At 61.5% G+C, this 15,235-nt stretch carries 15 protein-coding genes and 2 tRNA genes; 8 read left to right on the forward strand and 9 right to left on the reverse strand.

Annotated features, from left to right (window positions below):
• The first annotated feature begins 16 nt into the window (after positions 1 to 16).
• The 5 genes from gyrA (at position 17) to BMY91_RS12020 (ending at position 3,886) form a co-directional block, all read left to right on the forward strand.
• A complete protein-coding gene (gyrA, locus tag BMY91_RS12005) occupies positions 17 to 2,686 on the forward strand; it encodes a DNA gyrase subunit A (RefSeq protein ID WP_143054068.1) in 2,670 nt (889 codons plus the stop codon).
• On the forward strand, positions 2,683 to 3,387 hold the full coding sequence (locus BMY91_RS12010; protein ID WP_090822151.1) for a DUF3566 domain-containing protein: 705 nt from the start codon (positions 2,683 to 2,685) through the stop codon (positions 3,385 to 3,387). The genes gyrA and BMY91_RS12010 overlap by 4 nt, the downstream gene beginning before the upstream one ends.
• Before the next feature lie 113 nt (positions 3,388 to 3,500).
• Positions 3,501 to 3,574: transfer RNA gene (locus BMY91_RS12015), tRNA-Ile, on the forward strand.
• Positions 3,575 to 3,620: 46 nt separating this feature from the next.
• Positions 3,621 to 3,740, forward strand: coding sequence for a DLW-39 family protein (locus tag BMY91_RS23315; protein ID WP_217639245.1), 120 nt, complete (start codon positions 3,621 to 3,623; stop codon positions 3,738 to 3,740).
• Positions 3,741 to 3,810: 70 nt separating this feature from the next.
• Positions 3,811 to 3,886 (forward strand) — tRNA-Ala (locus BMY91_RS12020).
• 269 nt (positions 3,887 to 4,155) lie between these two features.
• Here BMY91_RS12020 and BMY91_RS12025 read toward each other — a convergent pair.
• Positions 4,156 to 6,150 (reverse strand): glycoside hydrolase family 84 protein, encoded by a 1,995-nt coding sequence (locus BMY91_RS12025; protein WP_143054069.1) that lies wholly within the window; start codon positions 6,148 to 6,150, stop codon positions 4,156 to 4,158.
• A 118-nt stretch (positions 6,151 to 6,268) separates the two neighbouring features.
• On the opposite strand from BMY91_RS12025, the gene BMY91_RS12030 reads away from it, so the two are divergent.
• Positions 6,269 to 7,177 carry a DMT family transporter gene (locus tag BMY91_RS12030; RefSeq protein WP_090822155.1) on the forward strand — a complete coding sequence of 303 codons (909 nt, stop codon included), beginning with the start codon at positions 6,269 to 6,271 and terminating at the stop codon, positions 7,175 to 7,177.
• 17 nt (positions 7,178 to 7,194) lie between these two features.
• Here the strand turns inward: BMY91_RS12030 and BMY91_RS12035 are convergent, their stop codons facing one another.
• Together BMY91_RS12035 and BMY91_RS12040 are read right to left on the reverse strand one after the other, a co-directional pair.
• Positions 7,195 to 8,070 carry a glycosyltransferase family 2 protein gene (locus BMY91_RS12035; protein ID WP_090822157.1) on the reverse strand — a complete coding sequence of 292 codons (876 nt, stop codon included), beginning with the start codon at positions 8,068 to 8,070 and terminating at the stop codon, positions 7,195 to 7,197.
• A gap of 117 nt (positions 8,071 to 8,187) precedes the next feature.
• Positions 8,188 to 9,147, reverse strand: a complete 960-nt coding sequence (locus BMY91_RS12040) for a hypothetical protein (protein ID WP_090822159.1) — start codon at positions 9,145 to 9,147, stop codon at positions 8,188 to 8,190.
• A gap of 153 nt (positions 9,148 to 9,300) precedes the next feature.
• Here BMY91_RS12040 and BMY91_RS12045 point away from each other — a divergent pair, with 153 nt between their 5' ends.
• Together BMY91_RS12045 and BMY91_RS12050 are read left to right on the forward strand one after the other, a co-directional pair.
• A complete protein-coding gene (locus tag BMY91_RS12045; RefSeq protein WP_090822161.1) occupies positions 9,301 to 9,843 on the forward strand; it encodes a peptidylprolyl isomerase in 543 nt (180 codons plus the stop codon).
• A 21-nt stretch (positions 9,844 to 9,864) separates the two neighbouring features.
• The gene (locus tag BMY91_RS12050) at positions 9,865 to 10,719 is read left to right on the forward strand and encodes a rhomboid family intramembrane serine protease (protein WP_090822163.1); all 855 of its coding nucleotides are present in this window, start codon (positions 9,865 to 9,867) and stop codon (positions 10,717 to 10,719) included.
• A 13-nt stretch (positions 10,720 to 10,732) separates the two neighbouring features.
• Here BMY91_RS12050 and BMY91_RS12055 read toward each other — a convergent pair whose 3' ends face one another.
• The 6 genes from BMY91_RS12055 to BMY91_RS12080 all read right to left on the reverse strand — a co-directional run bounded on the left by BMY91_RS12055 (position 10,733) and on the right by BMY91_RS12080 (position 15,202).
• Positions 10,733 to 11,344 carry a GyrI-like domain-containing protein gene (locus tag BMY91_RS12055; RefSeq protein WP_090822165.1) on the reverse strand — a complete coding sequence of 204 codons (612 nt, stop codon included), beginning with the start codon at positions 11,342 to 11,344 and terminating at the stop codon, positions 10,733 to 10,735.
• A 758-nt stretch (positions 11,345 to 12,102) separates the two neighbouring features.
• Entirely contained in the window at positions 12,103 to 12,723 is a 621-nt protein-coding gene (locus BMY91_RS12060) for a DNA-3-methyladenine glycosylase I (RefSeq protein WP_090822167.1), read from the reverse strand.
• Positions 12,724 to 12,823: 100 nt separating this feature from the next.
• Positions 12,824 to 13,540, reverse strand: coding sequence for an alpha-ketoglutarate-dependent dioxygenase AlkB family protein (locus tag BMY91_RS12065; protein WP_090822169.1), 717 nt, complete (start codon positions 13,538 to 13,540; stop codon positions 12,824 to 12,826).
• Positions 13,537 to 14,166 (reverse strand): methylated-DNA--[protein]-cysteine S-methyltransferase, encoded by a 630-nt coding sequence (locus tag BMY91_RS12070; protein WP_090822171.1) that lies wholly within the window; start codon positions 14,164 to 14,166, stop codon positions 13,537 to 13,539. Before BMY91_RS12070 ends, BMY91_RS12065 begins: the two co-directional genes overlap by 4 nt.
• Positions 14,163 to 14,693: an RNA polymerase sigma factor gene (locus tag BMY91_RS12075; protein WP_090822173.1), complete on the reverse strand. Its 531-nt coding sequence runs from the start codon at positions 14,691 to 14,693 to the stop codon at positions 14,163 to 14,165. The genes BMY91_RS12070 and BMY91_RS12075 overlap by 4 nt, the downstream gene beginning before the upstream one ends.
• Positions 14,693 to 15,202 carry a methylated-DNA--[protein]-cysteine S-methyltransferase gene (locus BMY91_RS12080; RefSeq protein ID WP_090822175.1) on the reverse strand — a complete coding sequence of 170 codons (510 nt, stop codon included), beginning with the start codon at positions 15,200 to 15,202 and terminating at the stop codon, positions 14,693 to 14,695. The genes BMY91_RS12075 and BMY91_RS12080 overlap by 1 nt, the downstream gene beginning before the upstream one ends.
• Positions 15,203 to 15,235: the final 33 nt, after the last annotated feature.

The raw sequence follows: 15,235 nt of genomic DNA on the forward strand, positions 1-15,235 counted from the left end.
ACGGAAAACTTAGATTATGAGTGACGAAACTCCCGAAGTCCCGGCGGAATCCAACGCCGAGGACGTCATCCTTGAGGGCGATGTGCTGACTGACCGCGTGGAGCAGGTGGACCTGCAGACGGAAATGCAGCGGTCCTACCTCGATTACGCGATGGCCGTCATTGTCGGCCGTGCCCTTCCGGACGTCCGTGACGGTCTTAAGCCCGTACACCGCCGCGTCCTGTACGCGATGTTCGACGGCGGATACCGCCCCGACCGCTCGTTCAACAAGTGCGCACGCGTTGTGGGCGACGTCATGGGTACGTACCACCCGCACGGTGACATGGCGATCTACGACGCTTTGGTCCGGCTGATCCAGGACTGGACCATGCGCTACCCGTTGGCACTGGGCCAGGGCAACTTTGGTTCGCCCGGTAATGACGGCGCTGCCGCACCGCGTTACACCGAAACCAAGATGGCCCAGTTGGCCATGGAAATGGTCCGCGACATCGACGAGGAAACCGTCGATTTCCAGGACAACTACGACGGCAAGAACCAGGAACCCACCATCCTGCCGGCGCGTTTCCCCAACCTGCTGGTCAACGGATCCTCGGGTATCGCCGTCGGCATGGCGACGAACATTCCGCCCCACAACCTCCGCGAGGTTGCTGATGGTGTCCAGTGGGCACTCGACAACCCCACGGCGACCCGCGAAGAACTCCTCGAAGCACTCTTGTTGCGCATCAAGGGACCTGACTTCCCCACGGGCGCCACCATCCTGGGCCACAAGGGCATCGAAGACGCCTACCGTACCGGCCGCGGCTCCATCACCATGCGCGCTGTGGTCAATGTGGAGGAACTTCAGGGCCGTACCTGCCTTGTGGTGACCGAGCTGCCCTACCAGGCAAACCCGGACAACCTGGCCATCAAGATTGCTGAGTTGGTCAAGGACGGCAAGATCTCCGGCATTGCGGATCTCCGCGATGAAACCTCCGGCCGTACCGGCCAGCGCCTGGTGATCGTGCTCAAGCGCGACGCCGTGGCCAAGGTGGTCCTGAACAACCTTTACAAGCACACGCAGTTGCAGGACAACTTCTCGGCGAACATGCTGGCGATTGTCGACGGCGTCCCGCGCACCCTGAGCTTGGATGCCTTCATCCGGCACTGGGTTGCGCACCAGATGGACGTCATCGCACGCCGTACCCGCTACCGCCTGCGCAAAGCCGAGGAAGAAGCGCACATTCTCCGTGCACTCCTGAAGGCCTTGGACATGCTGGACGAGGTCATTGCCCTCATCCGTGCTTCCAACACCACGGAAGCAGCCCGCGAAGGGCTCATGGAGCTTTTGGAAATCGATGAACTCCAGGCCCGTGCCATCCTGGATATGCAGCTCCGCCGCCTGGCCGCCCTGGAACGCCAGAAGATCCAGGACCGGCACGCGGAACTCGAAGCGATGATCGAGGAATACAACGCGATCCTTGCTTCGGAGGAACGCCAGCGCCAGATTATCAGCGAAGAACTCGCGGAGATCGTAGCCAAGCACGGCGATGACCGGCGCACGCATATCCTGATGGGCTTCGATGGCGACATGTCCATGGAGGACCTGATCCCCGAAGAGGAAATGGTTGTCACCATTACCCGCGGCGGTTACGTCAAGCGGACTCGAAGCGACAACTACCGCTCGCAGCAGCGAGGTGGCAAGGGCATCAAGGGTGCTCAACTGCGCGGCGACGACGTCGTGGAGCACTTCTTCGTGACCACCACCCACCACTGGCTGCTGTTCTTCACCAACCTGGGCCGGGTTTACCGCGCCAAGGCTTACGAACTGGCCGAAGCCGGACGTGATGCCAAGGGCCAGCACGTTGCCAACCTGCTGGCCTTCCAGCCGGATGAGCACATCGCACAGGTCCTGGACCTGCGCGACTACCAGCAGGCCCCGTATCTGGTGCTCGCCACCAAGAACGGCCTGGTCAAGAAGACGCGTCTGGAGGATTACGACACCAACCGCACGGCCGGTGTTATCGCCATCAACCTGCGTGACGAAGATGAGCTCGTCTCGGCCCAGCTTGTCAGCGAGACCGATGACCTGCTTCTGGTGTCCCGCAAGGGCCAATCAATCCGATTCACAGCGACCGATGACGCACTGCGTCCCATGGGCCGCGCTACATCCGGTGTGACGGGTATGAAGTTCCGTGAAGATGACGAACTCCTGGCCGCTGACGTGGTCCAGGATGGCTCGTTCGTCTTCGTGGTAACCGAAGGCGGTTACGCCAAGCGGACCGCTGTGGACGAATATCGCCTGCAGGGACGTGGTGGCCTGGGCATCAAGGTGGCCAAGCTCGCCGAAGACCGTGGGGACCTTGTAGGCGCCCTGATCGTGCAGGAAGAGGACGAAGTTCTGGTGGTCATGGAGGGCGGCAAGGTTGTCCGCTCGGCCGTGACAGGCGTCCCCGCCAAGGGGCGCGACACCATGGGCGTCATTTTCGCCAAGCCGGATAAGAATGACCGCATTATCGAGGTTGCGCGCAACAGCGAACGCGGTTTGGAAGGCGAAGAGTCCGAGGACGGACTCGACGATGACGTAACGTTGGCTGCAAACGACGGCGTCCCCGAGGCGACCGCAACGGCCGAAACGGAAAACGACGCAGACCCGGAAATCGAAACGGGCGCGGAGCTGAACGAAGACAACACCGGAGGTAACGAGTGAGTAATTCCGACTCATATCCCAAGCCGAGCACAGGTGTCCCCGGCGGACTCCGGCAGCCCTCGGGCAGCGCACAGCCAGGAACGCCTGCGCGACCCCAGCAGCGTCCCGGAACCGGGTCCACCGGTTCCGGCGCAGCTGGAGCGCGGCCCGCAAGCGGAACTAATTCCGCCCAGCGGCCGGCAGGAGCTCCAGGACAGCGTCCGGCCCAGGCAGGTCAGCGACCCGCCGGCGCTCCGGGACAGCGCCCGGCCCAGCCCGGACAGCGCCCAGCGGGTGCCACGGCCCAGCGTCCAGCCCAGGGTGCCCCGGGCTTGGTAAAGCCGGCTCCCAAGGCCAAGGTTCGCCGTGCACGCCTCCTGGTCAGCAAGGTTGACCCGTGGTCCGTACTGAAGATGGCGTTCCTGCTGTCTGTAGCTCTGGGCATTGTCACGGTAGTCGCCGCGATCGTGCTCTGGACTGTGCTGGATCTCACGGGCATCTTCAACCAGGTGGATAGCTTGCTGGGAACCCTCGCGGGTTCCGAGGGCAGCGGATTCGAACTGAAGAAGATTGCTTCCCTGGGCCAGGTGGCGTCTTTCGCCACCATCATTGCGGTGGTGAACGTGGTCCTGTTGACCGCGCTCTCCATGCTTTCGGCAGTCCTGTATAACATTTCTGCAACGTTGGTTGGTGGCGTGGGCGTCACCCTGACGGACGACTAGTGAAAAACCGCGGAAATACGCCGAAATTGGCGGAAAACCTCCGCGAAAATGCCTCGATTTGAGATCGGGCCGGGATGTGCTGTACAGTCATATCTCGGCCCGATGAGGCATCGGGGCGTATAGCTCAGGCGGTTAGAGCGCTTCGCTGATAACGAAGAGGTCCCAGGTTCAAGTCCTGGTACGCCCACGGAACCTACAAGGTTCAGGTAACACTGAATCGGAATGAGGTGCTTGTGAAGAAGTTGCTGGTAGTTGTAGCAGCGGCGATCGCAGGTGTCCTGGTCTATAAAAAGGCTCAGGAATCCGAAGCCCGGAAGGATGTCTGGAGCAAGTCAACCGACACGGTGGACTAGCTGCGGAGCCCGGTTGGAACTGGTAAATCCCGGTCCTGACATGGGGTATGATTGACGGGTTGCTTCTTATGGGGGCATGGCGCAATTGGTAGCGCACCTGCTTTGCAAGCAGGGGGTTCGGGGTTCGAGTCCCCGTGCCTCCACCATAAGAAAAGTCCCGGTCAGAAATGACCGGGACTTTTGCTTTTAACCCTATTCCCTGCAAACACCGTGGTCAGAAGCCCTTTTCCCACGACGGGACGGCTAAGCTCTCCTGAGGCCATACCGCCCCCCAGCGGCGCCGCGAACGTTGGGGGAAGCCTGGAGACGAACCGGTGCTGGGAATGGGACTGGCCCACAACTACCTGGTGGACCGGCCCAGGGTCGTTGCGGAACACCCAAAGTCGAACAGCAAGCATAGGGCCCACGCACGGACTCAGCCAGCAGGGGCTTGTTGAAGAGCCCGCTCAAGGAACGCCTTCAGCTCACTGTCTCCCAGCACAGGAGTGACCACCCCGAGCTCCAACGTTGGCTGGGATTTCGCGCCAGCGGCGACCAAGGAGCTCTGGACGTTCCTGCGAGCCACCATGGCAGCCTGGGTATCGCCCTTCCTGGCAGCCTCCAGCATGCCCAAGGCCTCCTCAACGCCACGACCATACTCGGCGGCCGCCGCAACCCAGGCGCTGGCGTCCTTGGCGAAACCAGGCTGGGCCATGCCGGGAAGGAGATCGGGCAGGCGCTGAAGCAGCTCAGCGCGTGCCTTCAATGCTCCCGAACCAGGCTTCCCGGCGTCGTAATCCGCCCAGAACTGGTCAATATCGCGGCGCAGACCGGGAGCGGACGGCGTGAGCTCGTCGTCCTGCCAATCCTGGTTCAGGTCAGCGAACGCCTTCACAGCGGCTTGGGTGTCGGGATCCGGACCGGCTACAAGGGACAAGGCGGCGTTCATGGACTTGGCGGGGTCGTACGCCGGCCCGTTCCAGGAGAGATCGGCGTAGTTGAAAATGGCCGGCAGGGAAAGATACGGCTGGATCATGGGGTTGGTAACAATGCCACGGATGGATTCATGAAGATCCGCGTCCCTGCCGATCACCGGTGCCAGGAACAGGTGGTCCTGCGAGAAGTCGTTGACCGGGTAGTTATCCCAGATGATGATGTCCCGCGGTGATCCGGGGCTCCCATAGCTCTGCCGTGCCGTATCCGCTGAGTCCTGGCTAATTCGATGGGACACTACGTCCTCGCCGGTCCACTGCACCACGATTCCGGGATTCAGCGCACGGCCAAGCTCCTTTTTGTACGGGGTGCTCCCGGAGCCGTTGTAGAAGGTGGGGACGGTTTCCAAAGGCAGGACACCAGCCTTGCCGGCGATGAACCTTTCATTGACGTCATTGAGGAAGGACGCCTGTGCCTTTGCCAGGTTGACCTGGCCCGAACCGAACTCCCGGAGGTCGTCAGCGCATTGGACCTTGGTGGCGATATCGTCCAAGGGGATCACGAAGGACCGAACCCCCAGCGAATACAAGGATTCAAGCTTGGCCACGGCGTCGTCCAGATCAGATGTGCGTGAATAGCAAATGTCGATCCCCGGTGACAGGGCGTAGCTGAACCGGACGTGGTTGGCCGCTGCAGCATCAATGAGCTCCCGCAGTTCCCCAAGCTCCTGATTCGAGTAGAGGTCCCGCCACTTGTCCCTGAGCAGGGGGTCGTCCTTGGGCGAATAGATGTAGGTATTCATCTTTTGCCGGCCGGCGAACTCGATCACGTCCAAACGGGCCTGATGGGACCATGGCGTTCCGTAAAAGCCCTCGATGACGCCGCGGGTTTCCATCAGTGGCCAGTCGCTGATCCGCGCTGCAACTACAGATCCGTCCTTGAGCAGCTGACGCAGTGTCTGCACTGCGTGGAAAACGCCGTCGTTGTCCCCACCGGCGAGCACCGCAGTCGGGATCCCGTCAGGCCGCCCGGTAGCCAGGGCGTATCCTTCCGGCCGTCCCAGTGCCTCCCGGATTTCAGCATCGCTGTCCAACTGCAATGACTTGAGGGCCGAAGCCGCAGCTGCCCCTGTTCCCAAGTAGACGGCAGAAGCTCCCTCGCGTGGGTTGGACAATTCTGCGACGATCTCGGTGGTCCCTCCAGCACCCGCCACCAAGTCCTGAACAGCGGCAATCGAGGATTGATCCGTTCCTGAGGGGGCCACAACGTAAACGTGGCCCAGCAAAGGGACCGGACCCCCGGATCCGGCGTGGGCATGCTGCGGAACCGGGAAGATGCTGGGAATTCCGGCCGCATCTCCCTCCCGCCCGCCGGGACGCTCACGTGAAACAACAAACCAGCCGGTAACCACCAGGGCAGCCGCGAGTGCCCCCGCTGCGAGCGACAGCAGGACATACCGCCGCCGTTTGGCGCCAGCGCCGATGGGTGCTGTGTTCAATCGGGTAACCCCTTGGGTATGTCGTCGCCGGCTCACTGGAATGTTGAGTCAAGACAATCACACTGTCCGCCCATCAGATAGGGGCGGAAGCACTCCCCCGCCACACTAGGGTTGATCCGTGAACCTTCTCATTGCTGCCCTTGGGGTCTTGGGTGTTGCCTCTTCCGGACCGCTCATTGCAGGCACTCTCGGAGCCACCTCGGTGACGGCGTTGGCCATAGCTTTTTGGCGCAACGCGATCGGTGCGGTGGTGATGGCCGCGCCTGTGGTCATCCGGGAGCCCCGTGCCTTCGGTAGGATCACCCGCCGTGAGTTTGGTTGGTCTGCTCTGGCCGCCGTTGCCCTCGCCTTCCACTTCGCGTGCTTCATTACCGCGCTGCAACTGACGTCGGTGGCCGCTGCGACCGCCTTGGTGTGCCTCCAGTCGGCGTGGATTGCAGTGTTCCAGTTGTTCAGGGGTACGCGACACCGTTGGCCGGTGCTGCTGGGTTTGGGGATTGCTTTCGGTGGCGTTGTAGCCATCACGGGGTTCGACATGGGCTCATCCCCAGAAGCCCTCCTGGGAGACCTTCTGGCACTGGCTGGCGGAGCCCTGGCGGGTCTGTACACCCTCGCCGGCGGCAAAGCCCGGCAGTCAATGGGTACGGGAACGTACACCACGCTCTGCTACGGCATGTGCGCCGCGATCGTGGCGGTGCTGGCTTTGTTCAACGCCCAGCCCCTCACAGGGTTCGACGCCGGAGGCTGGCTGGGGATTATCGCCATCACCATCTGTGCGCAGCTGGTTGGGCACACGGCGTTCAACCATCTGCTGGCAACCATGAGTCCCCTGCTGGTGTCCATGATCATCCTGCTGGAGATTCCAGGAGCAGCGATTTTGGCAGCCATCTTCCTGAATGAAACCTTGCCGGCCGGAACATATGCGGGCCTGGCACTGATCCTGGTTGGACTTGCCGTGGTGGTTGCCGGGCAGCGGCGTGGCCGGCCCGAAGCAGACCGGCGCGAAGCCGAGTTGGGTACGGACTGACGTTCCGGCGTCGGGCGCTAAACGCCGCCCCGGCGGACGCCTTGCGCGGAGTTGGCAGCGTGGATGGCGCGCAGCAGCTTGGCCGGGAAGTAGACCGAGAAGAACACCACCATGGGTGCTTTCAGGGCCATCTTCTTGACGTTGTGTGCCTTGTAGGTCCGGTCAAATCGCTGGACGTAGTAGCGGTAGTCCCGGGGTGAGTCCTCGAGTCGACGGGCGGACATCCCGGACACCATCTGCGGCAGGTACTGCACTTTGAGGTCGTGCTCGAAGAGATGCAGCGAAAGATCTATATCCTCATGCATCTCATCTTTGGGGTCCAAGCAGGCTTCGTCGCGAATGGTTTCCCATGCAGTGCGGCGCAGAGCCATGTTGGAACCGAAAAGGAAGTGGTACTGGTGTTTGGCCAGGCGCAGCATGAGTTGGCGCATCTTGTCGTCCGCCTTGAGCCCGAAACGGCGCATGGGCATGTCGTAATAGACCACGGGACCGGTGGCTGCGGAAACCGAAGGGTCCATGAATGCTTTTTGTACCTGTTCCACCCAATCTGGTTCCAGGACGGAGTCAGCGTCGATCCGGCCAACCACGTCCCCGGTGGCGCTGTTCAACCCGTGGTTACGGGTGGGGATGAGGCCTTGGGCGGCTTCCTGCCGCAAGAGAATGATGGGGCTCTCCGGGTATTCCTGCTGCATCTGGCGAACAATCCTGGCCGTGCGGTCCGTGGACAGATTGTCCACCACAATGATCTCGTCGGCAGGTACGGACTGGTAGATGGCCGCGATGAGGCACTGGCGAATGACGCTTTCCTCGTTATACGCCGGGATGACGATGGAAACGCCCGGAGGAACCGGAGCATCCTGGAGGGCACCCGCAGAGGGTCTATCGGCTGACATCACTCCAAATCTAACACCCGGACCCGGAGACTGATGGAGGCTTTGGTTACAAGCCGGCAAACACTGAAGGGACCCCGGCATCGGCCGGGATCCCTTCAAATGCTTGAACTGCTGGTGCTAGCTGTGGGCACCCTTGGCGTCGGTATCCGTGCCTTCGGTGTCCTTGTGCAGGCTGGCGGCGATGTTCTTGACGGCAGTTTTGGCGTCGGTTGCCACCTTTGCGGTGGTCTCCTCAGCGCTCTTCGCAGCGTCCTCGGCTACCTGCGCGGCCTCAGCAGCTGCCTCATCCGGCGTGACATCCGTGGCAGGGGTTGCGGCCGCAGCTGCAGAGGCAGCGGCGTCGGCCGGAGCCGGCGAGGATGCCGGAACCGGTGCGGGCGTCGGTGTCACCGGAGCAGGTGTCTTCCACGGATCCTCAACCGGCTTGGAAGCCTTCCAGGCAGCAACACCGGCAGCGGCCGCGGCGGCGATGACCGTAACGATCAGCCAGCCGCGCTTCTTGGGCTTGGGTTCTTTGCCCAGCTTGGTGGAGACAGCCTTGCTGGCTTCGCCGGCAACCGCCTTGATCTGCTTGCTGGTGGCCTCCGCCTTCTCCTGCACGCTGTGGACAACGCCGGAGTCAACCAGCTTCTGCGCGACGGCGTCTACCTGGGCCGGGGCGTTCTCCAAGGCGTGGTGAACGGCCACCGAAGCCTGGCCCAACTGCTCGGACAGCTTGGGCAGGTATTCGTCCACCACTTTGTCCCGCGCGTGTCCAAGGGCAGGAGTGGCTTTATTGAGCGTCTCCTGGATCCTGGGAGTTGCGTCCTCTACTGCGTCATGGATCTTCGGCGCGAGGTGCGCCAGTCCATCCTGAATCCGCGGTGTGACAACTGCAACGCCATCGGCGAGGTTGTGCGCAGCGGACTTCAGTCCCTCTTGGATCTTGGGGGAAGCGGTGTCAATGCCGTGCTGGATACGCGGAACAGCCCAATTAACAGCTGCTTCCACGCGTGGTGCAGCCCAGTCGCGGGCGTTATCCACACCAACCGCAACGGATTGTTCAAGGTCGCGGGCAATACGGTCTGATTTCTTCACAACTACCTCCCGATACACATGCTCGTTTGTTGCTAGCCTACGTCGCCAAGTGAACACGGGCTATTCATCTCCTGGATTAGGCCCGGATTTCACCGAGCGCGGAACAGGCTTTACAGCCACTAAGGCGTTGACCCTGCATGGAAGAATGGGGCCATGACCATCGCAACCGCAAAAGCAACGATCCACACGACCCTCGGCGACATCAAGGTTGACCTCTTCGGCAACCACGCGCCCAAGACGGTCGCCAACTTCATTGGCTTGGCCACTGGCGAAAAGTCCTGGAATCACCCTGAAACGGGCGAAGACAAGACCGGGACGCCCCTTTACGACGGCACCATCTTCCACCGGATCATCAAGGACTTCATGATCCAGGGCGGCGATCCCCTGGGCCGCGGCGTTGGTGGCCCCGGCTACCAGTTCGACGACGAAATCCACCCGGAACTGACGTTCAACGCTCCCTACAAGCTGGCTATGGCCAACGCCGGTATCCAGATGGGCAAGGGAACCAACGGGTCACAGTTCTTCATCACCACGGTGAACACCGACTGGCTGTTCGGCAAGCACAGCATCTTCGGTGAGGTCACCGATGAGGAATCCCGCAAGGTTGTTGACGCTATTGAGGCAGTCCGCACTGGCATGGGCGACCGTCCCGTCGAGGACGTCGTCATCAACAGCATCGACATCGAACAGCTCTAATCACCTACTGAAACTGAGCTCATGAGTTACGGAATTCCGTCGGCAGAGCCGTCCGCTGAAGTTCCGGTGTGCCCCAGGCACCCGGACCGGCCCTCCTATGTGAGGTGCCAGCGCTGTGGGCGCCCTGCATGCCCCGAGTGCCAGCGGGCGGCCGCCGTCGGGTTCCAATGCGTTGACTGCATCAACGAACAAAAACGTACGACGCCGGTATACCGCTCTCCCTACGGCGGCGCCCTGGCTGTCGGCCGGCCCTTGGTGACGTTCACGATCATCGGGCTGTGCGTCCTGGTGTACATCCTTCAGTGGATTGTGCCTGGGGATGAAGTGTTCGAGAATTTTGCGTTCGCCAACATCTTTGCCGTCAGTGAGCCATGGCGCATGGTCACTGCGGCCTTCCTGCATTCACAGGGATTCCTGCTTCACATCGTTCTCAACATGTACACGCTATGGATCTTCGGACAAGCCCTGGAGCCTTTGCTCGGGCGTATCCGATTCCTTGCCGTGTATTTGCTTTCCGCAATCGGCGGCTCTGTAGGGTTCCTCGCCCTCACCCCCACGCTGCCCCCTGTTGGCGTCGTAGGAGCTTCCGGCGCCATCTTCGGGTTGTTTGGCGCCATGTTGGTGGTTCAACGCCACCGGGGCGGCGAGACCAAACAACTGTGGGTCCTCATCGCGATCAATGGTGCGATCGGCTTCTTCGTCCCCAGCATTGCCTGGCAGGCTCACTTGGGCGGATTGATCACCGGTGGCCTTGCTGCTGCCGCGATTGCTTACGCTCCCAAGGGCAAGAACCAGGCCCTTCTCCAAGCCGGTGGACTGGTCCTGGTGGCAGGTCTGCTGGCAGTGGTTACCTGGTTCCGCGTCACAGCTGGCTAGCAGCAGCACCGACTCATCCTGTGACGGGCTGCCGCAGGATGGTCTTGAGCTTGTCAGGGGCCGCCCGGCGAGGGTCCCCGAGATAGATCTCATGGTGCCTGCCGGTCATTGTCAGTGACTGCGACGGGATGAACGCATTGTGCATCTCCTCGAGTACCGGTCCCTCGTTGTCGTAGGGGCCAATGTGGAGTGTCTGCACGCTCAGCCCTTCCTCCAGCGGCTCCAAACGGAGAGCCTCCAAGGCCGGCGCCTCCCCCTTCCTGGCAACCAGCTCCCGTGCCGCCTCAAAATGCTCCGGCGTGATCCAGTCAGGGACCATGCTCATCAGTGTCCAGTCCCAGCGTGACTTGTCCCGGGCGCTGGTGAACGACTCCATGTCATCGGACCACCACAACGCTTCCAGCGGCATGACGCCGTAATCCTTCCCGAGGTCGGCCTTGCTGAAGAACTTCAGTTTGTAAGCCACGGGGTACAGCGTGGTCAACGCATCCTTGTAGGCCTGGGCAGTGTTGGGGTCCCCGTGACCATCGATCATCAGAAACTGCAGCGTGGGAACGGTCACCACGGCGAATTCGCCGCGCTTGGCACTGTACGTCGGAATCAGCTTCTTGAAGTCGCTCTTCATGGCACCAAGGTACGCCCGTCGTTCAAGAAGGTTCCAACGGGATGCCTAAGGGGTTATCCACAACTGTTATCCACACTGTGCGTAACTTACACGGGTGTAGTTAGAGGTTCATCCCGGCGTTGGACCTGCCAGAGCGGCAGATATCCCCCGAAAGGCATGAATTTCTCCACAACTGTGGATAACTTTGTCCCCGTGGGGGTCGAATATGTGGACAAGTAGGCCTCTTGGCAACATTCTGTGGATAACCCTGTTAATTACCGTCAGCTTCGAGGTCTATCAACAGCCTTATCAACAGTGTTAATAACTACAAGCGTGTAGTTCACCAGGTGGCTATGGTCGCTCAGGCCCAGCAACGCAGGGATCCCAGGATTGAAACCCACAAGTTTTCCCCACTTGTGGATAACTTGTGGGCAGGGGGTTGTTGTTAAGTGGGTAACTACCGACACGTGCGCTGACGCCGCCTCTGAACAACGCGTCGCTCAATGGGTGCGCTGCAGTCATTGTGATCGCCCAAGAGAGACTCTTGGCAAATCCGGCAATGCCGGCATGTTGAACATTCGATGAAGCTTGGCGCACTATCCACAGCGCCGTGCACAGTGGGTATAAGTCATGGCCTGGCGCTTTCCCGCCCATAATCAGCGACAGCGCAGGGATGTGGAGCGCCAATACATGGATGTCCACAGAGTTTATCCACGCCTGTGGATAAAGTTCCCCACTTCTGTGGACAAGAAATGCGCCCCGGCTGGTGAGGAAACCAATCAGGGAGTGGTGCCTCCGGTGTGGATCCAGACACCGGACGTTCCACGGCGATGGCTGTCCACCAAGTGGGTATCGATGATTCCAATCGCTTCCATCAGGGCATACATGGTGGTGGGCCCAACGAAGGCGAAACCCTTCTTACGGAGTGCCTTGGACAGCGCGATTGATTCCGGGGACGTTGTGGGGATGTCTGCAAAAGTGCGGGGCTCCGGGGTGCTGTCCGGCTGGAAGGACCACACGAAGTCCACCAGACCACCCTCCTCACGGAGCGCGATGGTGGCCTTGGCGTTGGTAATAGCGGCCTGGATTTTCAGGCGGTTGCGGACGATCCCGGAATCCTGCATGAGACGTTCGACGTCCGCTTCGGTGAACGCGGCAACGCTTTCGGGGTGGAAGTCCAGGAATGCTTTACGGAATGCTTCCCGTTTCCTGAGGATGGTGGCCCAGGAAAGGCCGGCCTGGAAGGCTTCAAGACTGATGCGTTCATACATACCCTGCTCGTCGCGGACGGGCATGCCCCACTCGTGGTCGTAGTAGGCCTGCATGAGGGCGTCCGAGGCAGCCCACAGGGGTCGGGCCAGGCCGTCGTCACCGATGATGATGCCGTTATCCGGACTCATGAACGCTCCTCTGCAGCCGAGCCATCAGGGCGCCGGCGTTTTTTGTGCTTCCCGGGATATTCTGCCCGGTGCCAGTGACATTAAGGTCCGGGCCGGTGCGTCACGACAGTCCAGTGACCCGCATGGTGATGTTGATCCGACCACGTGACAGGCCACAATCCGCAGGAGCCGTTCCAGGGAGGACCTTGGGGATGCCGTGATAGGCGAACCGGGACGGACCACCAAATACGAAAAGATCGCCGGAACGAAGTTCAACGTCTGTGTAAGGCTTTGTCCGGGTCTTGGTGTTGCCGAACCGGAAGACACAGGACTCGCCGATGCTGAGGGACACCACAGGTGCGCTGGAGCGCTCGTCCTTGTCCTGGTGCATACCCATGGCCGCGCCGTCGTCGTAGAAATTCACCAAGGCAGCGTCTGGAGTGTACTCAGCGGCTGATGCGGTCAGGGACTCATCAACGGATATGCCGGACGCATAGGCTGCCGCAACCGCCTTGCGTCCCAGACGGACCATCCAATCAGGGAAGTCCAGCACGGGCCGGCCGTTGACATCGGTAGCTTCCCGCGAGTATCGGTATGGCTGCCAGTGCCAGCCGAGGCATACGGTTCGAACCGACATTTGGTGCCCACCAGGAAGGGTGGCAGCCCTGAGAGGAACGGGGCCGTGTGTCCACTCCCCAAAGCGGTTCACGATCCACCGCTGCTGCTCCAGCGTCAGCCAGCCAGGGACATGAACCGCGCCTGGAGCAATCAGGCGGGGACCGGCGTCGTGGTTTTCCGGCTGTACCAGCTCCAACGGAAAGAGGGCGTCGTCATTCACGCCGCTGCCTCGAGGGTCAACAGCGCGCGTTTTGCATCTGCTCCGCCAAGGTAGCCGCCGAAGCTGCCGTCCGACTTCACTACGCGGTGGCAGGGCACGATCACGGGCAGGGGGTTGGTTGCACAGGCGGTCCCTACGGCACGGACCGCATTGGGACTGCCGGCCGCCACGGCGACTTCCGCGTAGCTTTCCGTGCGGCCGTACGCGATGCGGGGCAAGTGCTGCAGGACGTTCAGGCGGAAGCCGCGGGACAGGCGGAAATCAAGGGTGAGATCAAATTCCCTCCTGGCGCCGGCAAAGTACTCATCGAGCTGCCGTGCAGCATCATCCAAACGTGCCGGGGCCTGAAGGATTCTGGGGCTGACGGTGTTGGCCAGAAGCTGCAGGACGTCCCCGTGGTTCTCCAGTTCGAAGGCAACGCGGACGATTCCCCGGTCCGTGGCGGCGAGGAGGAGCTTCCCTAGCGGGGAGTCCACTATCCGGTACGCGATGTCCAATGTGTGGACGAGTTGTGCGTCGCGGGCCAGCCGGGCATGAAGTCCGGCGAGGGCGGTTTCGAGACCGGCATCGAGGGGCTCCAGGAGCGATGCGACCTCAGAATGATCGGGGCTTGCTTCAAGGGTCATCGGAGTTCTCCTTTCGAAAATGAGTGCGCCAGCGCAGGAGGATCAGCAAGGGCATTGCGGAGTGATTTCACGCCGTCGGCGCCGGCACGCCGGGCGGCATCCGGCGTGCCTCCCAGCAGGTCGGCGACATCCTTGTAAGGCAGACCGGCCAGGTAGTGATAAGCCACCGCCTGGCGCTGCTTCGGTGGAAGGCCCGCGACGGCGTCCAGCAGTTCCGCGTGTCCGCCACCGGGAATGCCAAGGCCTGAAGGGCGCTCGGGCGGCGAGTCCACTGGCAGGGCACGTCGGCTCCCGGCACGCAAATGGTCAATGCACTTGTGGTGTGCAATGGTGACCAGCCATGCCTGCACGTTCGCGCCCGGCGGCAGATCCGGATATGCCTGGAGGGCCGCCAGGAAGGTATCGGACCAGGCATCCTCGGCATCGTGTGTGCCCAGGACGGCGCGGCATACCCGGAGAACCGTGGCGCCCTGTTCCTGGACTACGGCCTCAAACGGTCTCTTGCTGACTGCCTGCTCCGGCTCCATCAGAACAGCTTGCCTTCCCGAACGGTGGCGGGTTCTTCCAGCTCCAGGAGGAAACGCTTGTTGTGGAGACCACCCGCGTACCCGGTCAGCTGTCCCCTGCGGCCCACCACACGGTGGCACGGGATGATGATGCTGATGGGGTTTCTTCCTACGGCTGATCCCACGGACTGGGCGAGATGGGGGTCGCCCAGCTCGGCGGCCAACTCACCGTAGCTGACAGTTTCGCCAAAAGGAATGTCTTGGAGTCGGGACCAGACCTTCTCCTGGAATGCGTTCCCACGGGCCTCGAAAGGGACATCGAAAACGGTGCGGTGGCCACCCAGGTACTCCCCAAGTTCAACCCGGGTCACAGCAAAGACCGGATCCTCGGGTTCCGCGGGGACTCCGAAGTAGTCCGGCGGAGGCATATGCCAGTGACCTTCGTAGAAGATACCCGTCAAAAATTCCCCGCGGGCAGTCAGCGTCAACTGCCCCAACGGGGAATCCATGGTGGTGTGCCGGATGCTCATATCTTGTAGACGTTCACGGGCACGGAAATGTGA

Origin of the sequence: Arthrobacter sp. yr096, from assembly GCF_900108925.1 — a bacterium.
Taxonomy (GTDB): Bacteria; Actinomycetota; Actinomycetes; order Actinomycetales; family Micrococcaceae; genus Arthrobacter.